This window comes from Cryobacterium zhongshanensis, assembly GCF_022760445.1.
Taxonomy (GTDB): Bacteria; Actinomycetota; Actinomycetes; order Actinomycetales; family Microbacteriaceae; genus Cryobacterium; species Cryobacterium algoricola.
Window position 1 is genome coordinate 321,328 of record NZ_JALGAR010000002.1, and the last position, 21,261, is coordinate 342,588.

Below are 21,261 nucleotides of genomic sequence, written 5' to 3' on the forward strand. Positions count from 1 at the left end.
GGCAGGGCCGGTCGGCGGCATCCGCCTGCCTGCTGCCGGGGCGGCGGATGCCGCGACGCGCGGGTCAGCCGCCGGCGCCGGGAACGAGCAGCCCGCTCTCGTAGGCGATCACGACGAGCTGCGCCCGGTCGTGCGCGTAGAGCTTGGCCATGGTGCGGTTGACGTGCGTCTTCGCGGTCAGCGGCGAGATGAACAGGCCGGCGGCGATCTCGTCGTTCGACCGCCCGCGCGCGACGAGCGTCAGGACCTCCCGCTCCCGGTCGGTCAGGTGCGCGAGGCTCGGCGGCACCGCGGCCGCGCGCCCGGGCTCCGCGGGGAGCACGTACCGTCGGATCAGGCTCTGCGTCGCCGTGGGGGAGAGCAGGGCGTCGCCCTGGTGGATCGTGCGGATTGCCCGCATCAGGTCGGTGGCCTCCGTGCCCTTGCCGATGAAACCGCCGGCACCGGCCCGCAGCGCCTGCACGACGTACTCGTCTTCCTCGAAGGTCGTCAGGATCAGGATGCGCACGGCCGCGAGCCCGGGATCCGCGCAGATCGCGCGGGTCGCCTCGATGCCGTCGAGCACGGGCATGCGGATGTCCATCAGGACTACATCGGGCAGCAGCAGCCGGGACTGGGCGAGCGCTTCGGCCCCGTCAGCGGCTTCGCCGACGACCTCGAGGTCGGGCTCGTGCCTGACCAGTTCGCGCACGGCCGTGCGGATGAGGGTCTGGTCGTCCGCGATCAGGACCCGGATCACGAAGTCGCGCCTGCTGCAGGGTCTGGAGCCGAGGTCGGGGCGGACATACGGGCAGGGTCCGGCGGCTCGGGTGCCGGGACTTCGGCGGCGGCGCCGACCAGGGCGTCCGCCCCGGTGCTCGATATCGGCAGGCTCACGGCGAGCCGGAACGTGTCCGGGGGACGCACTCCGAACTCAACCGTGCCGCCGATGGTGCCCGCGCGCTCGGCGACGCCGACGAGACCGTGGCCACCCGGGACATCCGCTGCGGGGTCGAGCAGGTGGAAGGCGACCGGATTCTCCACCTCGATGTCGACCGTGTCGCTTCCGTAGCTGATGCGGAGTTCTGCGGTGTGGCCGGCGCCGTGCTTATGCGCGTTGGTGAGGGCCTCCTGCACGATCCGGTAGGCGATGGTGTCGACGGGGGCGGGCAGCCTGGTGCCCGCGCCACGCACGCTCACCGTCACGGCGAGTCCGTCGCGGGCGAAGTCGGCCAGGAGCGCGTCGACCCGGCCGAGGCCGATCTCAGCGGCCGGGGGTCGGGGGCGGCCGGCCGAGTCGTCCCTGAGCACGGCGAGGAGGGTGCCGATCTCGCGGAGTACGGCCTGGGCGGCCTGGCGGATCGTCGTGAGCGAATCCTGCGCGTCGTCCGGGCGGTCGGGAAGTGCTTGGGTGGCGACCCCGGCGTGCAGGTTGATCACGGCCATCTGGTGGGCGACGGCGTCGTGCAGTTCGCGGGCGATGCGCAGCCGGTCCTCGGCGACCCGGCGCAGCGCCTCGGATTCGCGGGTCTCCTCCGCGTTCCTGGCGCGTTCGGTGATGGCGGTGATGTACGCGCGGCGCGACCGCACAGCGTCACCGGTCGCACCGGCGAACCCGATGATCGCCGCGAACTGCAGCACCCGGGGTTCGAGCAGGCTGCCCGGGGTGACGACCAGGCTGGTAACCACGAGGGCGAACGCGTTGAGGGAGGTGGCCACGATGGTCGTGCGCCGGTCGGTGCGCTCGGCGACGTTGAAGGCGGCGAACGCCGTGGGCGCGACGAAGGCGGTGAGGGGCACGCCGAGGCTGCCGGCGATCATGAACAGGGCGACGCAGACCGCGAGAACCTGCAGTGGCCAGCGCCGCCGCACCAGCAGCGCCGCGGCGGCGGTGACGGCGACGAGGATGCCTGCGACGCTCGGCACCACCCGGAAGTTGCCGCCGGCGGGCAGGAACGCGCTCGCGAGCACCACGAGGGTGATCAGTGTGTCGGTGGCCCAGCGCGGCAGGTGCGCGTGGCTGTACATCGAGGTCATCTCCCAAGGATGCCCCCTGCGCCGGGCTGCGGCATCCTCCCGGGGGACGAGAGGCCGTACCGCGCCTGCGGTACGGCAGGTTGCCGCCGCAGGAGGATGCCCCGCACGACGGATGCCGCGACGCTGGAACAGTGCCGGCTCGCGGCATCCGCCAGGCTCCACCCGGCGCACCCACGCAGCCCGGCACGCCGCCACCCACGCAGCCCACAGCGCTACATCACCCGGAGGAGAACTCGATGTCCCATCCCATACTCGCCGCCTACGACCTGAAGAAGTCGTACGGTCGCGGCCCGAACCGATTCGACGCGCTCAAGGGGGTCACGCTGGAGATCTTCGCCGGCGAGTCCGTCGCCATCGTCGGGAAGAGCGGCTCGGGCAAGTCCACCCTGATGCACCTGCTCGCGCTGCTCGACAAGCCGAGCACCGGCACCGTCGAGCTCGGCGGCAGTGACACCGCGACCCTGAAGGGGAAGCGGCTCAACGAGACGCGCAACAAGACCTTCGGGTTCGTCTTCCAGCAGTTCTTCCTCACGCCGGGGGCATCCGTGCTCGAGAACGTCGTGTTGCCGCTCAAGATCGCCGGCATCGGCTCGCGGAGCCGCAGGGTGCGGGGACACGCGGCACTCGACCGCCTCGAACTCGGCGACAAGGCGAAGAGCAAGGCCAACGCCCTGTCCGGCGGCCAGAAGCAGCGGGCCGTGATCGCCCGCGCCCTCGTCAACGATCCGCGGATCATCTTCGCCGATGAGCCCACCGGCAACCTCGACAGCGCCACCGGCGCGATCGTCGAGGATATCCTCTTCGGGCTCAACCGCGAGCAGGGCATCACCCTGATCATCGTGACCCACGACGAGGACCTCGCCGCCCGCTGCGACCGCCGGGTGTACATTCGCGACGGCCTCGTCGTCACCGAGGAAGCCCGGGTGGCAGCATGAGGGCCATCGACGTCGTCGGCTCGGCCATCGGCAACAGCTTCCGCAGCCGCCTGCGCACCACGCTCACCGTGCTCGCGATCTTCATCGGCGCGTTCACGCTCACCATTACCAACGGCCTCGGCACCGGGATCAACGCCTACATCACCGATACCGTCGCGGCCATCGGCGCGAATGACGTGCTCACCGTGACGAAGGTGTCGGCGGATGCGACGACGACCGGCCCGCAGGAGTACTCGCCCGACCAGATCACCAGTGGTGGGGGCGCGGCCGGGGGCGCCGCGGGGAGGACGACCGTCGCCGCGATCACGACCGCTGACCTCGCCACGATCGCCGCCATCGACGGGGTCACGTCCGTGCAGCCGAGCCTCTCGGTCACCCCGGACTATGTGACGACGGGCAGCAGCAAGAAGTACCGGCTCGGGCTCGGCAGCTTCGTCACCGGCACGACGCTGCAGCTGTCCGAGGGCGCCCAGCTCGACCCGGACTCGTCAGAGCTGCAGATCGCGCTGCCCGTGTCGTTCGTCGCACCGCTCGGCTTCGCGAGCGACGCGGATGCGATCGGCGCCATCGTGCACATCGGCGTCACCTCGGCCGCGGGAACGCAGAGTGTCATCGACGCGACCGTCGTCGGGGTCTCGGAGGCCGGTCTCGGTGCGACCGGGAACGCGACCGCGAACACCGCGCTCACGACCGCGCTCTACGACGCGCAGAGCGTCGGACGCAGCGCGACCGCGAAGGACAGTTACGCCCAGGCCGTCGTGCACTTCGACCAGAACGCCTCGGCGAGCGAGGTCACCGCGCTCCAGGGTCGCTTCACCGCCGCGGGCTTCACCGCCAAGACGGTCGCCGACCAGATCGGCACCTTCAAGTCGGTGATCGACGCGATCGTGCTCGTGCTCAACGCCTTCGCCGTGATCGCCCTGCTCGCCGCGAGCTTCGGCATCGTCAACACGCTCCTGATGAGCGTGCAGGAGCGCACCCGCGAGATCGGCCTGATGAAGGCGATGGGTATGGGGGCCGGCCGCATCTTCGGCCTGTTCAGCATCGAGGCCGCGTTCATCGGCTTCCTCGGCAGCGCGATCGGCGCCGGCATCGCCATGATCGTGGGCACGGTCGTGAGCACCGCGCTCTCGGGTGCGTTGTTCGCAAACCTGCCGGGGCTCACCTTGATCGCGTTCACGCCGGGGTCGATCATCGCGATCATCCTGATCGTGATGGGCATCGCCTTCCTCGCCGGCACCCTGCCGGCCTGGCGTGCCGCGCGGCAGGACCCGATCGAGTCGCTCCGCTACGAGTAGCCGGGGTGCCCGCTCGCGCCGCGTAGCGGCATCCGCTGACCTCGGGCGGAGTGCTCCCTCTCTCGGGAGGGTGCGTCCCGGCGAGCGGATGCCGGTCTCGCGCGGGTACGCTGCCGCGCCGGTGTCGGCAGGCCGCGCCCGAAACGGCGGGAGCGGTTTGCGGAAACCGGCGCGGGCACGGACCCGGGGCATCCGCTGCATCGGGAGGTGCGTCCGGGCGAGCGGATGCCGGGCTCGCACGGGCGACGTGGCACGCCGCCGCGTTGGTGTCGGCAGGCCGCGCCCGAAATGGCGGGAGCGGTTTGCGGAAACCGGCGCGGGCGTGCCAGGAAGTGGGCGCGGTTTGCGGAAACCGGCGCGGGCGCGGGACGAGTCGGCTACAGGCCCTGCTCGACCATGGTCACGACCCGGCCGATCAGCGCCTGGGTCGCCTGCGGCGGCAAAGACCGGAGCGGGCCGTCGAGGAGCAGCGAGGCGAGGCCGTGCACCGCCGACCAGGCCAGGAACTCGGCGCCCGGCCGGCGCTCGGCGGGGAGGACTCCCGTGGTCACGAGGTTGTCGAGCGCCTCGCTGAGCAGCTGGAACGGAGTGAGTCCCCGCGCACCGGCGCGTGCTGCGCTCGTCGCGCTCTCGAGGTCGGACGAGGCCGTGAACGCGGTGCGGAACAGCCCTGGTTCGGCCAGCGCGAAACGCAGGTAGCCGGAGCCGACGGCGCGAAACCGGAGCCGAGCCGTCTCCGCGGTGAGGGGCGCGACCGGCGCCGGGTTCGCATCCGTCTCGCCGGGTGCGGGCGTCGTGCGCCCGCCCGCCCGGCCGTCAGATACGGACACCGCGGTCACCGCGGTCATGTCGGTCATGTCGGCCATTACGGATGCGGCGGCATCCGCCACCGGGATCGCCGCCTGCTCGTCCTCGATCGCGCGGGCGACGCCGGACTGGCACTCCGAGCAGACCGCCTCGAGGAGAGCCTGCCGGTCGGCGAAGTGCCGGTATGCGGCGTTGGGGGAGACCCCGGCGCGGCGGGTCGCCTCGCGGAGCACGACCGCGGCCGGCCCGCCCGAGCGGGCGAGCTCGAGACCGGCGTCGATCAGGGCACGCCTCAGGTCGCCGTGTCGGTAGGTCGTGCGACCATGGGATTCGGTGGCTGGATCGGTGTTCATGGTTGTCAAAGTGAGGCCGCCTCGTTACGCTGGAGACCGAATGTGTACAACGTCCACAATAGCGCGGGGATAGACACGATGACGATCATCGAGGCCACGGGCCTGACCAAGACGTACCGCTCCAAGAGCGGGCCGGTGCATGCGCTTGCCGGGCTCGACCTCTCGGTGCCGCGGGGCAGCGTGAAGGCCCTGCTCGGTCCGAACGGTGCGGGCAAGACCACCGTCGTGAAGATGCTCACGACCCTGATCCGGCCCGATTCCGGTACGGCGTTCGTCGACGGCATCGACGTCGTCGCCGACCCGAAGGCCGTGCGCCGGATCATCGGGGTGTCCGGCCAGTACGCGGCCGTCGACGAGAACCTGACCGGCTTCGAGAACCTCGAAATGGTCGGCCGGCTCTACCACCTCGGCGGCCCGGCGGCCCGGCGTCGCGCCCAGGAGCTCATCGACCTCTTCGAGCTCACCGCGGCGGGCAACCGACCGGTCAAGGGCTTCTCCGGAGGCATGCGCCGGAGAATCGACCTCGCGGGCGCGCTCGTGATCAACCCCAAGGTGCTCTTCCTCGACGAACCGACCACCGGGCTCGACCCGCGCAGCCGCATCGCGCTCTGGAACGTGATCAAGCGACTCGTCGCCGACGGCACGACCGTGCTGCTCACGACCCAGTACCTCGAAGAGGCCGACCAGCTCGCCGACGACATCGTCGTGGTCGACGACGGCCGGGTCATCGCCGAGGGCACCTCCGACCAGCTCAAGGCGCAGATCGGCGGGCACCGCCTCGAAGTCGCCCTCGTCGACGCCGGCGCCGGCGCGAGCGAAGCGGCCCGCGGCATCCTCGCCCGCTTCGGCGACGGCGAACCGATCGTCACGAGCGACGGCCGCGGCCTCGAGGTCGCGGTGACCGACGGCCCGCTCGCCCTGCAGCACGTGCTCGCCGCCCTCGGCGACGCGGGCATCGAGCTGCACGACGCCGGCATGCGCCGCCCGACGCTCGACGACGTCTTCCTCAAACTCACCGGGCACAAGGCCGACAAGGCGCAGGGCGCAGCGGATGACGACACCCTCGACAAGAAGGAAGCGGTGAAGACCCGATGAGCGCGATCTCCACGACCCTGCCGAGCTGGAACCCGTTCTCGCTGTGGTACTCCGACGGCTGGACCGTCACCAAGCGCAACCTGATCAAGATCAAGCGTTCCCCGGACATGCTCGTCTTCGCCGTGATCCAGCCGGTGATGTTCGTGCTGCTCTTCAGCCAGGTCTACGGCGGTGCGATCCAGGTGCAGGGCACCGACTACACCCAGTTCCTGATGGCGGGCATCTTCGCCCAGACCGTCGTCTTCGGGTCGACGTTCTCCGGGTCGGCGATGGCGCTCGACCTGAAGGAGGGCATCATCGACCGGTTCCGCAGCCTGCCGATGAGCTCGTCGGCGGTGCTGATCGGGCGGACGAACAGCGACCTCGTGCTCAACACCATTTCGATGGTCATCATGATGGCGACCGGCCTCGCCGTCGGCTGGCGGGTGAACTCCTCGCCGGCCGAGTTTCTGGCCGGGGTCGGGCTGTTGCTGCTGTTCAGCTACGCGTTCAGCTGGGTGATGGCGCTGCTCGGCATGAGCGTGAAGAGCCCCGAGGTGATCAACAACGCCTCGTTCCTGATCCTGTTCCCGCTGACCTTCGTCTCGAACGCCTTCGTGCCGAGCGACACCCTGCCCACCCCGCTGCGGATCTTCGCGGAGTGGAACCCGGTCTCCTCGCTCGTGCAGGCGGCGCGGCAGCTCTTCGGCAACGAGGGCACCGCCCCGGTGCCCGACATCTGGACCATGCAGCATCCGATCCAGACGGTGCTGATCGGCATCACCGTCATGCTCGTCGTGTTCGTGCCGCTCTGCATCCGCAAGTTCGCATCGATCAGTTCGCGGTAGCGTGACGACGGGCGATGTCGGTTGACGACCGCATCGGTCGGAGTCCGCAGCGCTTGACCTCCGCCGGTCCGGGCGACGTGTTCCATCCACTCACACAAGGGAGATCGACATGACTGAGTCAGAGACCGGAGCGGCGACGACCGACCGGGGGATCGGCATCCTCGAGGCATTCAGCGGTTTCGCGGTGCCCGACATCGAGGCAGCGCGCGCCTTCTACGGCGGCACGCTCGGACTCGATGTGACCGACGGCGGTATGGGCCTGCTGCGCATCGAGCTGCCCGGCGGGGCGCACGTGATCGCCTATCCGAAGGCCGACCACGTGCCGGCGACGTACACGATGCTCAACCTCGCGGTCGGCGACGTCGACGTCGCCGTCGACGCGCTCACGGCCCGGGGAGTGGTCTTCGAACGCTACGCGGGCTCGCCCCAGGACGAGAAGGGCATCATGCGCGGCAACGGACCGACGATCGCCTGGTTCACTGACCCGGCCGGCAACATCCTCTCGGTGCTCGAGGATTCGGCACAGCCCGATGAGTAACGAGGTGCCGTTCACGACCGACCGGCGCACCGGCCAGTTGCGTGCGCCGCGGAACACCGCGCCGCGGTCGACGGGACCCTACGACGTGAAGCGGGAGGACAAGGCCCTGTATGCGCCGACGAACCGCGACTGGGAGCTGATCGAGGTTCCCGCGCAGCGGTACATCGCGGTCGACGGGCGCGGCGACCCGAACGTCGCGCCCGCGTACACCGAGGCGGTCGAGGCCCTCTACGCCGTCGCGTATGCGATCAAGTTCGCGGCCAAGCGCGGCCTCGGGCGCGACCTCGTCGTCGCCCCGCTCGAGGGTCTCTGGTACGCCGCCGACCCGGCCGGCTATGCCGCGTTCGCCGCCGGCGACAAGGCGTCGTGGAGCTGGACGATGCTGATCAGCCAGCCCGACTGGGTGACGGATGCCTTCATCGCTGAGGCCGTTACGGCGACCCGGGCGAAGAAGAAGCTTCCCGCCCTCGCGAGCGTGCGCATCGAGTCCCTCGACGAGGGCCTCAGCGCGCAACTGCTGCACGTCGGACCCTACGACGACGAGGCGCCGGCCCTCGCGCGGCTGCACGGGGAGTTCCTGGCCGACCACGGGCTGCGCCTGAACGGAATGCACCACGAGGTGTACCTCGGGGACCCGCGGCGAGCCGCCCCGGACAAACTCAAGACGGTCCTGCGGCAGCCGGTCGCCCCCGCCTGACGCGCCACGGTTACCTTTCCGGTCGAGAGTTCCCAGTGCGCCGGTAACTCTCGACCGGAAAGGTCGATCTCGACACGCGGCATCCGCCGCCGGCCGAACGCGGGGCGCGGCAGCCGCGCGGCTCAGCGGCCGGTGCGCTTGCCGAGCTTGAGGTTCGCGGTGCTGCGGGTGCGGCCGGGCGCGGACTGGGTCTTCCTGGCCACCGCCGGCTTCGCCTTCGCGGCGGCAACGCGCAACGCCTTCGCGGCGGCCTTGGCCTTGTCGGTCTTCTTTTCCTTCTTGACCTTCTCGCCGCCGGCCGGCACCGAGTCGACCCGGGAACTGGCCTTCGTACGGCCGCGCACGATGCCGATGAACTCTTCGATGTCCTCGGTCGTCTCGGCGGCGAGCCACGCGAGGGAGACCTGGCTCTCGGCGACGTCCTCGACGGGGCGGGAGACGAGGTCTTTGCGGCTGTGCAGCCGGGCGATCGAATGCGGCACGATCACGATGCCGACGCCCGCGGCGACGAGCTCCATGGTCTCGTCCATGTCGCGCACGGCGGCGAGCGGGCGGCGGATGCCGTCGCGCACCTCGGTCGCGACGTCGCGCCACTCGGGAACGGCGTCGGGGTCCTGCAGCAGGTGCTCGTCGGCGAGGTCGGCGACGAGCAGGCTGTCGGCGTCGGCGATGAAATGGTCCTTCGCGGCGACGACAACCGGGATTTCCCGGTACAGCGCGATCAGGCTCAGGTCGTGCTCGTCGACCGGGAGGCGCACGATGCTGACCTGCGCGCGGCCGTCGTGGAGCACGGCGGACTGCTCGTCCGGCGTGGTGCGGAAGACCTCGAGGGGCTGGTCGGGGCGCCGTTCTGCCCAGGTGCGGGTCCACTTGGTCGGCGTGACGCCGGCGGCGAAGGCGATGGAAAAGGTCACCGGCATCCTCTCTGTTTGTGGCGCGCGGGGCGGCTCACCGTTATGATCCGCCGAAGCGGTGGTGCTCTCAGGCTATACGCTGGACTGATGAGCGAGAAGAAGACCCAGACCATGAAGCCCGCAACGGCGGCCCAGAAGCTCGGGATTCTGCTCGAGGCAGCCCCCGAAGACTTCCAGAACACCCTGATCTCGCGCACCGAGCTCACCGAACTCGACACGAACCCGCCGGAGTGGCTCGTCGAACTGCGCGCCAACGGCCCGCACCCCAAGCAGGTCGTCGCCGCGAAGCTCGGCGTCTCGATCTCCGGGCTCACGCGCGGCAAGGTCACCGAGCCGCTCACGAGCGCCGAGATCCTCGCGCTGCTGCAGCAGCCGCCGGCGTGGCTCGTCACCGAGCGCGCCACCCAGTTCGAGGTGCGCGAGGAGCAGATCCGCGTCAAGGACCGCGACGCCGAGCGCGCCCGCAAGGCCGCGCACGCCGCCCGGTTCGCCGCCCAGAACGAGAAGGCCGCCGCGAAGAAGCGCTAGCCCGCGCGCTCGCTTTCCCACGCTGTGCTCGCACCAATTCGACGGACTCTTTGGTTCTTGGTACGCAAGAGCCCGGGTTAAGCGCTTTCCGGCAGAAACTTCATCGAATTGGTGGGGTCGAGCGGATGCCTGGACGCGCGCCGCCGGTGGCGGGGAACGCAATGTCGGAGTTTTTCGCGACTCGCGGCATCCGCTGCCGTCGCAGACGGCGTGTCGCGAAAAACTCCGACTTTGCGACGCGGGAGACCCCGCGGCAGTGCGGGGACGGCGCGTCGGCGTGCTGCGCGCGAAAAACTCCGACGTTGTTACGCGTCGGTGCCTGCTGGTGCGCCCGCGTACTGGGTGCGGAGGAATCCGACGATGTCGGAGAGTTCGCCCTGCGAGATCGAGTGGCCCATGCCCTCGTAGATGCGCTCGGTGAGCACCGAGTGGCCGGGCAGCCAGTCCTGGGTGCGGCCGACGGCATCCGCCTGGATCACCGGGTCTGCGGTGCCGCGCCCCCAGAACACCGGGACGGGCCGTTCGGCGAGGTCGGCGTCACCGGGCTGGGGCGCCGCGGCGACGAAGCCCGAGAGCTGCACCGCGAACGTGAACCGGTCGGGTGCCTGGCGCAGCAGCTGCAGCGCCATCGCGCCGCCCTGCGAGAAGCCGAGCAGCCCGACGGATGCCGGCGGCACGACGAGCGCGTCGAGCCAGGCGAGCACGCCGTCCGTTGCCGCCTCGATAGCGGACGCGCTCGGGGAGCTCGGGTTGACGTTCTCGCCGGGGACGCCGATCGGGAACCAGGCCCAGCCGTCGCCGACCGGCAGCGGCGCACGCAGTGCCGCGAGGACCGGTGTGAGCGGGAGGTGCGGCGCGAGGGAGAAGAGGTCGCCCTCGTGGGAGCCGTAGCCGTGCAGGATCAGGAGCAGTGGGCGCCCGACCCGGTCGGCGTCGGACGCCGACCAGAGCACCGCGCCGGGGTCGATTAAGAGTGCGGCAGAGGTGGATGCACCGTCATCGGTGCTCCCGGTGCTCCCGGTGTTCCCGGTGCCGCCGGTGTTCTCCAGATCGTGGTCGTCCATGTCGGTCCTCCTGCCGTGCGCCGAGGCCGGAACGCGTCGACCAGTCAATACTTCCACTGCCTCGACCCCGGATGCTGCGCCGACCCCGCATCCTGCGCCGCCCGCCCGAGGAGCGCGACTACTGCGCAGGCTTACAGGAGGAGCCTGCAGGCGAACGCGACTCGCCCCAAACGGAGCAGGGCGCATCCGTTCCCCGGTTAGGGGAGAATGAAGGCATGAGCGTGCGCACCCCTGACCCCGACCCGGACTGGACGCCTGGCCCCGAGAACATCCAGCCACCCAATCAGAACCAGGGCTGGCTGAGCGATGTCGAGCTCGCGGACATCCGCCGGCGCCTGCCGATCCTCTACATCGAGGCCGTCCCCGTGCGGGTCGACGGGCTCGGCCAGGTCGTCGAACTCGGCGTGCTGCTGCGCGCGCGGCCGACCGGCGAGATGACGCGCACCCTGGTCTCCGGGCGCGTGCTCTACGGCGAGACCCTGCGCGATGCGCTGTTCCGGCACCTCGAGAAAGACCTCGGGCCGATGGCCTTCCCGCAGCTGCCCGCGAGCCCGGTGCCATTCTCGGTCGCCGAGTACTTCCCGCTGCCCGGCATCACCGCCTTCACGGATGAGCGCCAGCACGCCGTCTCGCTGGCCTACGTCGTGCCCGTCACCGGCACCTGCGACCCCCGCCAGGACGCCCTCGAACTCACCTGGATGACACCCCTCGAGGCGGCATCCGAGGCCGTGTCCGCCGAGATGGAGGGCGGCCGCGGCTCCCTGCTGCGGATGGCGCTCGCCTCGGTCGGCCAGCTGCGCTGACGCGTCCGGTGGGCGAGCCGCCTGCCGCAGCCGCAGCCGCAGCCGCGACCGCCGCACCCGCCGCTACGAACCGGCCGTGGGAGCGGGGGCCGGCGTGGACGTGCCCGGGGCGGCGTGCTGGTGCGCCTTCACGTCGGCGCGCACAAGGTGGCGCAGGGCGTGGCGCCACCGCTTCGGTACGTCGGCCTTGGACTTGTCTGCCTTGGCGGCCTCGATCTTCGTGAGGTACTGGCTGGCCTGCGCGCCGTATGCTCCGGCGAGGACGTCCGTGCGAATGGCGGCGAGGGCCGCGGGCCGTGCGGCCGCGTCGAGCTTGATCGCCGCGCGCAGGTCCGCGCGCAACTGGGCAACGGTCTTCACGGTCTCGTCCGCGGCGACAGCGGTGTTGGCGGATGCCGACACGGCGGTCGCGAGTGAAGCGGCGACGGTGGACCCCGAGACGGAGGACGCTGCAACGGTCACGGGCATCTCGGCCGCGCTCGCCGCGCCGACCGCGAACGTGCCGCCCGCAATCAGGCCGAGGCTGAGCGTCCCCGCGGCGACAACGGTCGTGGCTCGCTTCGTGAATGCATTCATGTGTTCCTGCCTTTCGCTGGACCGGGAGGGTCCCGGCGGTGAAGCCAGAGTGGCAGGCGCACGCAAACGCCGTGTTCGGGAAATGTTCGGAACATGTAAGGCGAGTCGGGCATCCGCCCGCCCGGTTCGCAGCAACCGGCGCCTACTGGCTTAATGGATGCTGTGAGCGACGACAAAGGGCTGGTGCTGGTTGTCGAAGACGACCCCGCAATCGCGGACATCGAACGCCTATACCTCGTGCGCGCGGGTTTCACCGTGCATCTGGAGTCCGACGGGCGCGCGGGCCTCGAGCAGGTGCGCCGGTTGCGGCCGGCCGCGGTGATCCTGGATGTCGGCCTGCCCGGGCTCGACGGGATCGAGGTGTGCCGGGCCATGCGCGAGGCGGGGGACTGGACGCCCGTGCTCTTCGTCACCGCACGCGACGACGAGGTCGACCGCGTGCTCGGCATCGAACTGGGTGCGGATGATTACGTGACCAAGCCGTTTTCGCCGAGGGAACTCGTCGCACGGGTGAAGGGAATCGTGCGCCGTTCCTCGGGCCTCATCGGTGACGCGGTGCTGCGGGTGGAGGATGTGACGCTCGACCCGGCGACGCGCCTGGTCGCGCGCGGCGGCATCCGCGTGGACCTGACCGCGACCGAATTCGACCTGCTCGCCCAGCTGATGGCGCGGCCCGGACGGGTGTATGCGCGGGACGAACTGCTCTCCCTGGTCTGGGGAATCGCCGACTACAGTGCGAGCAGGACGGTCGACGTGCACGTCGCCCAATTGCGTGCCAAGCTCGGCGAGGGAAATCCGATCCGCACGGTGCGCGGCGTCGGTTATTCCGTCGTCGGCCGGGAGGGCTGAGCGGTGCGGCGCTGGTTCGGGTCACTCGGCGGCAGGATCCTGCTCGTCACGGTCGGCGTGGCGTTCGTTGCGGTTCTCGTCACTGCCGTCGTGTCCCTGCAACTCGTGCAGACCCTCGTCACGACGCAGGCCCAGGCGGACCTCGGTGCCCGGACGACCGCGCTGAGCCAGCGGCCGCTCGCGACCCTGCGCATCCTGCTCGAGGACGACACCCTCCTCGGCGCGCGCGGCGAGCGCTTTGTGTTGGTCGGCGCCGACGGGACGGTACCGGAAACAGGTTCGGGTGCGCGCACAGTCACGCAGGACGTCAAGAGACGCATCACCCAGGTATTGGATGCCGGCCGCTCGGTGTCGACGTCGCTGCAGATTCGGGGTGAGTCGTACGTGGTGGAAGCGCGGCCGCTCGCGGGAGGCGGCGGTCTCGTCGGCTTTGTGCGCGTTGCGGACATCACCGACTCGGGCAGACTCGTCGCCGGGCGCATCCTGCTGGCCGTGCTCGTCGGGCTCGTCGTGGCCGTGCTCGCCGGACTGTTCCTGTCCCGGCGGTTGGCACGACCGCTGGAGCGGACCGCACGAGCCGCTCGGCGGCTTGCCGACGGTGATCGCGGCGTGCTGATCGCGGCCCAGGGCATCCCGGAGATCGACGACGTGTCCCGCTCGCTCCGGGCGCTCGACCGCGCGCTGGGTACGAGTGAGACCCGCCAACGGGAGTTCCTGCTTTCGGTGTCTCACGAGATCCGCACGCCGTTGACCGCGATCCGTGGGTACGCGGAGGCCCTCGCCGAGGGCGTGATTCCGGCAAGCGGCAGCGCGGCGGTCGGCGAGGTACTGGTCGCGGAGACGAAACGCGTTGACCGTTTCGTGAGCGACCTGCTCGAACTCGCCCGCCTTGAAGCGGATGACTTCACCGTGCACCTTCAGCCGATCGACGTCGGCGGAGTGCTCGCGCAGGCCGCGCTCGCTTGGCAGGGTCAATGCACGCAGCTTGGCGTCGTGCTGCGCGTCGACGGGCCGGGGGACGATGCGGGCGCGGGCGCGGGCGCGGTGCCGGGTGTCCTCACGATCGTGACTGACGGCATGCGCCTGCGCCAGATCGTCGACGGCCTGCTCGAGAACGCTCTGCGCGCAACACCGACCGGCGGCGAGGTCGTACTCGCGGCCCGCCGGGTCGATGGCCGCCATGTACGTGTCGAGGTGCGCGACAGCGGCCCTGGTTTGAGCACATCGGATGCCACCGTCGCGTTCGAGCGCGGAGTCCTGCGAGCCAAGTACCGCGACATCCGCCCGGTCAACACGGGCCTGGGTCTGTCCATCGCCGCCCGGCTGGTGACCAGGATGGGCGGCACGATCACCGTGCACTCCGCGGCCGAGGGGGGCGCGTGTTTTGCCGTGGTGCTCCCGGTCGGCGACGGGCCCATTGCGCGTTGAGGCGAGCGGCGCGCGCCGGGGCATGCGCCTGCGGCGAGACCTACCGGACCAGGCGGACCTCGTGCAGCTGCTCGCCGAGCACTTCCTGCACCTGCTCGTGACCGTCTGGGGCGTAACCGTTGCGGGTGTAGAAGGCGTGGGCGCGCGGGTTGACCGCGGCGACCCAGAGGTAGGACGGCCCGGCGTCGACGACGGCGTCGAACAGCTTCTGGCCGATGCCGCTGCCGTGCTTGTCCTCGAGCAGGTACATGAAGTACAGCTCGTGGGCGGCGGGGGCACTTTCGTCGCGGGCGGGCCCGCTGCCGGCGAAGCCGACGACCTCTCCGTCGACGAGCGCGACGACCTGGCGGTATTCCGGCCCCTGCGTGGTGAACCGGCGCCACATGGCGGCGAGGCGCTGCGGCCGCAACTGGGAGAGGGCCGCCTGACTCAGCAGGTGATCGTAGGTTTCGTGCCAGCAGAGGGCGTGTACGCGGCCCAGACTCTCGGCATCCGCTTCTTCGACGGGCCGAACAACGACGGTGGTGGTGTCCATATTCTGACCCTAACCCAGCCGGGGGACACCGGTTGACCGCGTGTGCGGGGGCTAACTCAGGAGATTCGACGCGGTGGGACAGTGAGTACCCCGAATGCCGCCGGACTGCACGCGACGGAGGGACGATTTTCCTGAGTTAGCCCCCGACGGCCGCGGAGAACGCCCGGCGATGGTGGCCGCAGGCCGCGAAATCGCGCGGTGGTGCCGTGGATGGCACAGGAATCACGCACAAACGGGCCGGACTCCTGGTGGAGGCCGGCCCGTTGGGTCGTGCGGGGTGAAACGAGCGGATGCCGGGGGTTCAGCCCCGGCAGCCGGTCGCGCCCTGGTGCTGGTGCTGCTTAGCCCTGGGCGCGGCGCGGGGCCGAGCGACGGGCTCCGCCGGCGCCGGCTCCCGAGCCGGATCCGCGGACGAGTCCGCCGACCTGCAGGCCGCCGGAGCGACCGGAGCCCTGCGGGGCGTGGCTGCGACCGGATGCCGCGGGGCGGCCCGAGTGCTCCTGGCGCGCTCCGCCGGCCGAGGCGGTGTCGTTGCTGCGGCTGCCGCGGTTGCCGCGAACGGGCGCGGTGCTCGCGCCGTCGCGGTCGTCACGGCCGCGGGCGCGCTGTCCGTCGGACGAACGCGAGGTGTCGGAGGACGACGAGGACGCATAGGAGCGGCTGCCGCCCTGCGAGGAGGACGAGGAGCGTCCGCCGGAGCGACCGCCCTCGGAGCGTCCGCCCTCTGAGCGACCGCCCTGCGAGCGACCACCTTCGGAACGTCCGCCCTGTGAGCGTCCGCCCTGCGAGCGTCCGCCCTGGGACTGGCGCTGCTGCTGCGGCTGTTCGCTGCGCGGTGCCGGCTTGACGTATGCGGCGACGTCGCCGACGAGGGCGGCGACGGCGGGGGAGTCCGCGGTGACGCGCTGCGGGGTCACCTTGATGGCGGCCTTGCGCAGTAGGTCCGCGGTGTCGCGACGCTGCTCCGGGAGCACGAGGGTGACGACGTCACCGGCGTGCCCGGCGCGGGCGGTACGGCCCGAGCGGTGCGTGTACGCCTTGTGCTCTGCCGGCGGGTCGACGTGGATGACGAGCTCGATGTCGTCGACGTGCACGCCGCGAGCGGCGACATCCGTTGCGACGAGCACGCTCACGTCACCGTTGCTGAACGCGGCGAGGTTGCGGTCACGGGCGACCTGCGAGAGGTTGCCGTGCAGGTCGACCGAGGGGATGCCCGCCTCGGTGAGTGCCTTGGCGAGCTTCTTCGCGTGGTGCTTGGTGCGCATGAAGAGGATGCGGCGTCCGGTTCCGGAGGCCAGCTTCTCGATGAGCGCCTTCTTCTGTTCGGCGTTGTCGACCTCGAAGACGTGGTGCGTCATCGCGGAGACGATGCTGTTCGAGTCGTCGACCGAGTGCAGCACCTCGTTGTGGAGGAACTTGCGGACGATCTTGTCGACGCCGTTGTCCAGGGTGGCCGAGAACAGCAGGCGCTGGCCGCCGGTGGGCGTCTTGTCGAGGATGCGGGTGACGACGGGCAGGAAGCCGAGGTCGGCCATATGGTCGGCCTCGTCGAGCACGGTGATCTCGACGGAGTCGAGGTTGACGTAGCCCTGCTTCATCAGGTCTTCGAGGCGTCCGGGGCAGGCGACGACGATGTCGACGCCGGCCTTGAGCGCGGAGACCTGGCGGCCCTGGGAGACGCCGCCGAAGATGGTCGTCGTGTTGAGGCCGTATGCCTCGGCGAACGGGGTGAGCGCGTTGGTGATCTGGGTGGCGAGCTCGCGGGTCGGCGCGAGGATCAGGCCGAGCGGGCGGCCCGGGCGGCGCTTGCCGCCGGCGAGCTTGCCGCCGAGGCGCGCGGCCATCGGGATGGCGAACGCGAGGGTCTTGCCGGAGCCGGTCTTGCCGCGACCGAGCACGTCCCGGCCCTTGAGGGTGTCGGGGAGGGTGTCGACCTGGATCGGAAAGGGGCTGTCGATTCCCTGGGCCGTGAGAACGGCAACGAGGGGAGCCGGCACGCCAAGCGCGCCGAAGGAAATTTCAGACAAAGTGGTGCCTTTCAGGCATCAGAGCCCTCCGTCGAACCGTGTGCGCACCCCGAGTGAGGGAATGCAGGCTTCGGAGCCAGGAGGATTCACATGGCGAAGGTGCCGATGGGCACATCCGTTCGCCGTAAGAATGTTCATTCGCAATATGCGCTCGGCCCGCCAGGATGGTGGGCCGCCGCAACAAGAAGAGGGCGTTCTACGACGCAGCGAGCGCAGCGATGCATTCGCAAGTTGTTCCAGTGTAGCGGATGCTGTCAAGCACCCTCCCAGGAAACTCCCGATCAGCCCCGCCCGCCTAGTCGAGGCTTCCGGTGTAGAGCTCGCCGACGGGGACATCCACCGTGACGGTGTTGCCTGCCTGCGCGAGCGGGCAGGCCCACATCGGGTCGTATGCGCACGACGGGTTGTACGCGAAGTTGAAGTCGAGGATCAGGGTGTCGTCGTCGACGCCGGGGCCGAGGTCCGCCCCCTTGATCGTGTCGAGCAGGTAGCGCCCGCCGCCGTACGTTCCGCCGGGCCGGCCGGCGAGACCGTCCTTGATCGGCAGGAACAGGCCGCCGCCGTAACTGCCGAGTCGCCACAGGTCGATCGGGCCGAGGTAGGGCAGGCGCACGATGCCGACCAGGTCGAACGGCACGGTGCCGTCCGTCCCGGTCTCGACCGCGATCCGGTGCGGCTCCGGCGCCCGGTGCACCTCCACCTCAAAGCGCCAGTCCGGGTCGTACGGCGCGACCGTGAGCCCCGTGAACGCGGACCGGTCGTCGGGCAGCAGCGGCGACGACGGATGCCCCGCGAACAGGTCATCACGCCCACTCCGCCAGAGCTCGTGCCCCGCCGCGGGGTTCTGCACGCTCAGTTGCCGCACGCCGGCATACAGACCGGTCACGCGACGGCGCCAGTCGGCGAGCTGAAGGGCCCCGAGGGTCGAGCTCATTCGGTGACCTCCGTCGGCGCAGAATCGACGTCGGCTTCGTCAGGGCCAGCGGATGCGTCCCCGCCTGTCGTCTCCGCAAACCCGGCCGCGTCGATGCCCACATCGAAACGCCAGGTCGGGGCCAGTCGCTTGAGTTGCAGCATCCGCCACTGCCACATCATCCAGAACACCGGCCAGCTCGGCAGGGTGAGCGCGCCGGTGCCGAAGATGAGCTGGTCGCGGTAGAGCGTCTTGCCGGTGCCGGCCGGGTCTGCGGAGACCGCCATCCGGTGGTCCCAGAGCGTGACGGCCTCGAGGGCGCCGGACACGCCTCGGCCGGTGTCGCGCACGATGCGCACGCCGTCGCGTCGCTCGGTAGACATCTGCAGCCGGATCATCTGCTTGCCCATCGGCACGAGGCCGAGCGCGGTGAGTTCGACCGGGTGCTCGCCGGGTTCCCAGATGGAGGGGAAGCCGTCGGCCTCGAGCGATTCCACGCTGATGAGGGGCGAACTCACCTCGCGGAAGACGGCGGGGCTCTGCAGGGCGCGCCACGCGGCATCCGGCGGGCAATCGAGGATTTCTTTCAGGAGAACACGCATGCCCCCAGTCTGTGGTGCCGGGGCATGCAGTACAACTGAGGAGTGGCAATTCGGTACTGGCTCGGGGTCGCGCAGCGCGACAACGTGCGGCGGGGCGTCGCCATGGGGTTCGCGCAGGCCGGCTACCGGCTGCGCACCACGCTCGAGGGTATGCGGGAGAGCGACGGGGTCGTGTACTACTCACCGAAGACCGCCGTCGAGGGCGAACTGCTGCGCGAGTTCACCGCGATCGGGTTCGTCGCCGAGGGGAACGCGTACGAATTCCGCGACCCCGCCACGCCCTCCGGCACCTATGTGCCGTGGCGGCGCCGCATCGACTACGACACGGATGCCGTCAGCGCGTCGATCCGCCCGCTCCTGAACGTGCTCGAGTTCACCCGGTCCGATCCGGACTGGGGCTACCAGCTCCGCCGCGGGCTGCTCGAGATCTCGCGACACGATTACGACCTGATCCGGCGGCAGATGCGCCGGATGTAGGCGCCAGCGCGGCGTCTCTCGCGTGCGCCCCACGCCCGCCCCAGCGACGTTGATTAGACTCGCGGCTATGACAGGCGATCTCTGGTGGGTGCCCTCGGCGATACTGCTCGCGTTCGTGGTCCTCGGGGTGACGCTCATCGTCGGGTCGGCCCGCCGGCGCCGCCGCGACCGCGAGCAGGCGGAGGCCGCGATCACCTCCGAACGCGCTCGCGCCGCCGCAATCGCGCTCGTGCGCGCCGACGACCAGGTCGGCTCCGCGACCGACGAGCTCGGGTTCGCGGTCGCCCAATTCGGCGAGCCCGCAACCCGGGAGTTCGCGACCGCCCTCGACCTCTCCCGGCGTCAGTTGCGCGACGCCTTCGCACTGCAGCAGAAGCTCGACGACAGCATTCCGGAGACCGAGTCGCAGCGGCGCCGTCTGACCGAACAGATCATCTCGCTCGCCGCGGAGGCCACGACCCGCCTCGCCGAGCAGGACCGCGCGTTCACGGCCCGTCGCGGCGTCGAACGCGATGCCCCGCTGCGGCTCGAGCAGCTCATCCGCCGGGTCGACCGGCTCACCGATCGCCTCGCGGCGGGGTCCGCGAGCATCGACCGGCTCGGGCTCAGCTATTCCGCGGGCGCGCTCGCCGCGATCAGCGGCAACGTCGGAAAGGCCCGCGTCGCGCTCGGGCAGGCGAAGCAGGCCACGGATGCCGGGGCCGCCCACCTCGCGGCCGTCCCCGGATACCCGATCGGCGACGAACTCGCGGCCGCCGAACTCGGCCTCTTCCAGGCGGGCAAGCTCCTCGACGCGATCGAGACCGGCGAGGACCAGCTCCACATCGGCTACGCGACCCTCACCAAGGCCCTCGACTCCGCGGACGCCGAGATCGCCGAGGCTCGCACCCTCCGTGACGGACAGGACCAGTCCGTTTCGGCCACCGAACTGAACCGGGTGATCGCCGCGGCCGATGCGATCGTGGCCGAGCTGCGGCATCCGTCGCGGGTGAGCGACCCCGCCGCGGACCTCGCCCGGCTGCGCCAGGTGCTCGACGGGCTCGACGTCACCCGGTCGGAGGCGCGCAACCAGCAGCTGCGCCTCGACAACGCCAGGGCTGCGCTCGCCGGCGCGCTGCTGGCCGCGCGCAGTCAGGGCAGCGTGACTCGCGACTTCATCGCCTCGCACAGCGGCAGGGTCGGGGCGGAGGCCCGCACCCGACTTGCCGAGTCCGAGCGGCTCATCGCACTCGCCGAGGCGGAAGCCGACCCCGTGACCGCCCTCGACGCCGCTCGCCGGGCGATGACCCTCGCAACGGATGCCGACGCCCTCGCCCGCTACGACGCGCGCTTCGCCTGACCGACCGGTAGCCTTTTCCGGTGAGTGAATCCCTGCCCCAGCAGAAGTACCAGGTCCGCTTCGACGTCGGCCTCGCCGGGTTCCGGGCCCTCGCCGGGGATGCGGACGTGATCATCCTCGCGGACGCGCTGCCCGCCATCGGCGACCCGGCACCCGCGACGCCCCTCGACGGGCACCGGGTGATCGTGGCCGACCTCGGCAACCCGGCGCACGTCGCCCAGTGGGTGCTCGCGCGGCAGACCGAGAAGGCCGACCGGTTCTCCGTGGCCGTGATCGCCGTCGGCGAGCGGCGCCGGGACGGATCCCCGCGCCCGGCCGTCGAGGACTTCCTCCTGGCCGGGGAGGTGATCGACGAGCTCTCCCGCCTCGGAATCGATCACTGTTCCCCGGAGGCCGCCGCGCCCTCCGCCGGATTCCTCGGGCTCCGTCGCGCCCTGCGACACCTCGTGAGCGCGTCCGAGACCGCCGTCGCGCTCGGTGCGGCCGGTCGCGGCGACGACGTCCGGGCCGCCACCGACCTCGCCCGGCCGCGAGTGGCCACGGATGCCGCCCCGCACCCGGCCGCAATTGTCCCCGTCCGGGAATTCCGGTTTCCGGCCTGACGTTGGGCTGAGGTAAGGCCAGCACCACCCCGACTCAC

The 21,261-nt window shown here is 70.7% G+C and carries 23 protein-coding genes; 13 read left to right on the forward strand and 10 right to left on the reverse strand.

What is annotated here, in order from left to right; translation table 11 throughout:
* Positions 1-64: 64 nt before the first annotated feature.
* Both MQH31_RS10055 and MQH31_RS10060 read right to left on the reverse strand, forming a co-directional pair.
* Positions 65-739 carry a response regulator transcription factor gene (locus MQH31_RS10055; protein ID WP_243011919.1) on the reverse strand — a complete coding sequence of 225 codons (675 nt, stop codon included), beginning with the start codon at positions 737-739 and terminating at the stop codon, positions 65-67.
* A complete protein-coding gene (locus tag MQH31_RS10060; protein WP_243011920.1) occupies positions 736-2,016 on the reverse strand; it encodes a sensor histidine kinase in 1,281 nt (426 codons plus the stop codon). Before MQH31_RS10060 ends, MQH31_RS10055 begins: the two co-directional genes overlap by 4 nt.
* 236 nt (positions 2,017-2,252) lie before the next feature.
* On the opposite strand from MQH31_RS10060, the gene MQH31_RS10065 reads away from it, so the two are divergent.
* Positions 2,253-2,951, forward strand: a complete 699-nt coding sequence (locus tag MQH31_RS10065) for an ABC transporter ATP-binding protein (protein WP_243011921.1) — start codon at positions 2,253-2,255, stop codon at positions 2,949-2,951.
* Positions 2,948-4,249 carry an ABC transporter permease gene (locus tag MQH31_RS10070; RefSeq protein ID WP_243011922.1) on the forward strand — a complete coding sequence of 434 codons (1,302 nt, stop codon included), beginning with the start codon at positions 2,948-2,950 and terminating at the stop codon, positions 4,247-4,249. Before MQH31_RS10065 ends, MQH31_RS10070 begins: the two co-directional genes overlap by 4 nt.
* 377 nt (positions 4,250-4,626) lie before the next feature.
* On the opposite strand, the gene MQH31_RS10075 is transcribed toward MQH31_RS10070, so the two are convergent.
* Complete coding sequence (locus MQH31_RS10075; RefSeq protein ID WP_243011923.1) at positions 4,627-5,409, reverse strand: TetR/AcrR family transcriptional regulator; 783 nt, start codon at positions 5,407-5,409, stop codon at positions 4,627-4,629.
* A 78-nt stretch (positions 5,410-5,487) separates the two neighbouring features.
* Here MQH31_RS10075 and MQH31_RS10080 point away from each other — a divergent pair, with 78 nt between their 5' ends.
* From MQH31_RS10080 to MQH31_RS10095, 4 genes are all read left to right on the forward strand, one after another.
* Positions 5,488-6,504: an ATP-binding cassette domain-containing protein gene (locus tag MQH31_RS10080; RefSeq protein ID WP_134535603.1), complete on the forward strand. Its 1,017-nt coding sequence runs from the start codon at positions 5,488-5,490 to the stop codon at positions 6,502-6,504.
* Positions 6,501-7,331, forward strand: a complete 831-nt coding sequence (locus tag MQH31_RS10085; protein ID WP_134535602.1) for an ABC transporter permease — start codon at positions 6,501-6,503, stop codon at positions 7,329-7,331. Before MQH31_RS10080 ends, MQH31_RS10085 begins: the two co-directional genes overlap by 4 nt.
* A gap of 109 nt (positions 7,332-7,440) precedes the next feature.
* Positions 7,441-7,869: a VOC family protein gene (locus MQH31_RS10090; protein ID WP_243011924.1), complete on the forward strand. Its 429-nt coding sequence runs from the start codon at positions 7,441-7,443 to the stop codon at positions 7,867-7,869.
* A complete protein-coding gene (locus MQH31_RS10095) occupies positions 7,862-8,566 on the forward strand; it encodes a GyrI-like domain-containing protein (RefSeq protein WP_243011925.1) in 705 nt (234 codons plus the stop codon). Before MQH31_RS10090 ends, MQH31_RS10095 begins: the two co-directional genes overlap by 8 nt.
* A gap of 122 nt (positions 8,567-8,688) precedes the next feature.
* Here the strand turns inward: MQH31_RS10095 and MQH31_RS10100 are convergent, their stop codons facing one another.
* Positions 8,689-9,480: a LysR family substrate-binding domain-containing protein gene (locus tag MQH31_RS10100; RefSeq protein ID WP_243011926.1), complete on the reverse strand. Its 792-nt coding sequence runs from the start codon at positions 9,478-9,480 to the stop codon at positions 8,689-8,691.
* Between the two features lie 87 nt (positions 9,481-9,567).
* Between MQH31_RS10100 and MQH31_RS10105 the strand changes: the two genes are divergently transcribed.
* Entirely contained in the window at positions 9,568-10,008 is a 441-nt protein-coding gene (locus MQH31_RS10105; RefSeq protein ID WP_174775088.1) for a DUF5997 family protein, read from the forward strand.
* A gap of 305 nt (positions 10,009-10,313) precedes the next feature.
* Here the strand turns inward: MQH31_RS10105 and MQH31_RS10110 are convergent, their stop codons facing one another.
* A complete protein-coding gene (locus MQH31_RS10110) occupies positions 10,314-11,072 on the reverse strand; it encodes an alpha/beta hydrolase (RefSeq protein ID WP_243011927.1) in 759 nt (252 codons plus the stop codon).
* Between the two features lie 215 nt (positions 11,073-11,287).
* Here MQH31_RS10110 and MQH31_RS10115 point away from each other — a divergent pair, with 215 nt between their 5' ends.
* Entirely contained in the window at positions 11,288-11,875 is a 588-nt protein-coding gene (locus MQH31_RS10115; RefSeq protein ID WP_134446366.1) for an NUDIX hydrolase family protein, read from the forward strand.
* Positions 11,876-11,938: 63 nt separating this feature from the next.
* On the opposite strand, the gene MQH31_RS10120 is transcribed toward MQH31_RS10115, so the two are convergent.
* Entirely contained in the window at positions 11,939-12,451 is a 513-nt protein-coding gene (locus MQH31_RS10120; RefSeq protein WP_243011928.1) for a hypothetical protein, read from the reverse strand.
* Positions 12,452-12,604: 153 nt separating this feature from the next.
* Between MQH31_RS10120 and MQH31_RS10125 the strand changes: the two genes are divergently transcribed.
* Positions 12,605-13,300: a response regulator transcription factor gene (locus tag MQH31_RS10125; protein ID WP_243011929.1), complete on the forward strand. Its 696-nt coding sequence runs from the start codon at positions 12,605-12,607 to the stop codon at positions 13,298-13,300.
* 3 nt (positions 13,301-13,303) lie between these two features.
* Positions 13,304-14,728 carry a sensor histidine kinase gene (locus tag MQH31_RS10130; RefSeq protein WP_243011930.1) on the forward strand — a complete coding sequence of 475 codons (1,425 nt, stop codon included), beginning with the start codon at positions 13,304-13,306 and terminating at the stop codon, positions 14,726-14,728.
* Between the two features lie 40 nt (positions 14,729-14,768).
* Here the strand turns inward: MQH31_RS10130 and MQH31_RS10135 are convergent, their stop codons facing one another.
* The 4 genes from MQH31_RS10135 to MQH31_RS10150 all read right to left on the reverse strand — a co-directional run bounded on the left by MQH31_RS10135 (position 14,769) and on the right by MQH31_RS10150 (position 18,805).
* Complete coding sequence (locus MQH31_RS10135; RefSeq protein ID WP_243011931.1) at positions 14,769-15,263, reverse strand: GNAT family N-acetyltransferase; 495 nt, start codon at positions 15,261-15,263, stop codon at positions 14,769-14,771.
* Positions 15,264-15,604: 341 nt separating this feature from the next.
* The gene (locus MQH31_RS10140) at positions 15,605-17,290 is read right to left on the reverse strand and encodes a DEAD/DEAH box helicase (protein WP_134536623.1); all 1,686 of its coding nucleotides are present in this window, start codon (positions 17,288-17,290) and stop codon (positions 15,605-15,607) included.
* A gap of 295 nt (positions 17,291-17,585) precedes the next feature.
* Positions 17,586-18,224, reverse strand: coding sequence for a DUF1684 domain-containing protein (locus tag MQH31_RS10145; RefSeq protein ID WP_134536625.1), 639 nt, complete (start codon positions 18,222-18,224; stop codon positions 17,586-17,588).
* Complete coding sequence (locus MQH31_RS10150) at positions 18,221-18,805, reverse strand: hypothetical protein (protein ID WP_243011932.1); 585 nt, start codon at positions 18,803-18,805, stop codon at positions 18,221-18,223. The genes MQH31_RS10145 and MQH31_RS10150 overlap by 4 nt, the downstream gene beginning before the upstream one ends.
* A 42-nt stretch (positions 18,806-18,847) precedes the next feature.
* On the opposite strand from MQH31_RS10150, the gene MQH31_RS10155 reads away from it, so the two are divergent.
* From MQH31_RS10155 to MQH31_RS10165, 3 genes are all read left to right on the forward strand, one after another.
* Entirely contained in the window at positions 18,848-19,282 is a 435-nt protein-coding gene (locus tag MQH31_RS10155; RefSeq protein ID WP_241976433.1) for an EVE domain-containing protein, read from the forward strand.
* Between the two features lie 67 nt (positions 19,283-19,349).
* Positions 19,350-20,621 carry a coiled-coil domain-containing protein gene (locus MQH31_RS10160; protein ID WP_243011933.1) on the forward strand — a complete coding sequence of 424 codons (1,272 nt, stop codon included), beginning with the start codon at positions 19,350-19,352 and terminating at the stop codon, positions 20,619-20,621.
* A 20-nt stretch (positions 20,622-20,641) separates the two neighbouring features.
* Positions 20,642-21,223 (forward strand): hypothetical protein, encoded by a 582-nt coding sequence (locus MQH31_RS10165; RefSeq protein ID WP_243011934.1) that lies wholly within the window; start codon positions 20,642-20,644, stop codon positions 21,221-21,223.
* Positions 21,224-21,261 lie beyond the last annotated feature (38 nt).

Coding starts and splice junctions, on each gene's coding strand:
- MQH31_RS10060 (WP_243011920.1), bottom strand. CDS start 2,016: ATGACCTCGATGTACAGCCACGCGCACCTGCCGCGCTGGGCCACCGAC.
- MQH31_RS10065 (WP_243011921.1), top strand. CDS start 2,253: ATGTCCCATCCCATACTCGCCGCCTACGACCTGAAGAAGTCGTACGGT.
- MQH31_RS10070 (WP_243011922.1), top strand. CDS start 2,948: ATGAGGGCCATCGACGTCGTCGGCTCGGCCATCGGCAACAGCTTCCGC.
- MQH31_RS10075 (WP_243011923.1), bottom strand. CDS start 5,409: ATGAACACCGATCCAGCCACCGAATCCCATGGTCGCACGACCTACCGA.
- MQH31_RS10080 (WP_134535603.1), top strand. CDS start 5,488: ATGACGATCATCGAGGCCACGGGCCTGACCAAGACGTACCGCTCCAAG.
- MQH31_RS10085 (WP_134535602.1), top strand. CDS start 6,501: ATGAGCGCGATCTCCACGACCCTGCCGAGCTGGAACCCGTTCTCGCTG.
- MQH31_RS10090 (WP_243011924.1), top strand. CDS start 7,441: ATGACTGAGTCAGAGACCGGAGCGGCGACGACCGACCGGGGGATCGGC.
- MQH31_RS10095 (WP_243011925.1), top strand. CDS start 7,862: ATGAGTAACGAGGTGCCGTTCACGACCGACCGGCGCACCGGCCAGTTG.
- MQH31_RS10105 (WP_174775088.1), top strand. CDS start 9,568: ATGAGCGAGAAGAAGACCCAGACCATGAAGCCCGCAACGGCGGCCCAG.
- MQH31_RS10110 (WP_243011927.1), bottom strand. CDS start 11,072: ATGGACGACCACGATCTGGAGAACACCGGCGGCACCGGGAACACCGGG.
- MQH31_RS10115 (WP_134446366.1), top strand. CDS start 11,288: ATGAGCGTGCGCACCCCTGACCCCGACCCGGACTGGACGCCTGGCCCC.
- MQH31_RS10120 (WP_243011928.1), bottom strand. CDS start 12,451: ATGAATGCATTCACGAAGCGAGCCACGACCGTTGTCGCCGCGGGGACG.
- MQH31_RS10125 (WP_243011929.1), top strand. CDS start 12,605: ATGGATGCTGTGAGCGACGACAAAGGGCTGGTGCTGGTTGTCGAAGAC.
- MQH31_RS10135 (WP_243011931.1), bottom strand. CDS start 15,263: ATGGACACCACCACCGTCGTTGTTCGGCCCGTCGAAGAAGCGGATGCC.
- MQH31_RS10145 (WP_134536625.1), bottom strand. CDS start 18,224: ATGAGCTCGACCCTCGGGGCCCTTCAGCTCGCCGACTGGCGCCGTCGC.
- MQH31_RS10150 (WP_243011932.1), bottom strand. CDS start 18,805: ATGCGTGTTCTCCTGAAAGAAATCCTCGATTGCCCGCCGGATGCCGCG.
- MQH31_RS10160 (WP_243011933.1), top strand. CDS start 19,350: ATGACAGGCGATCTCTGGTGGGTGCCCTCGGCGATACTGCTCGCGTTC.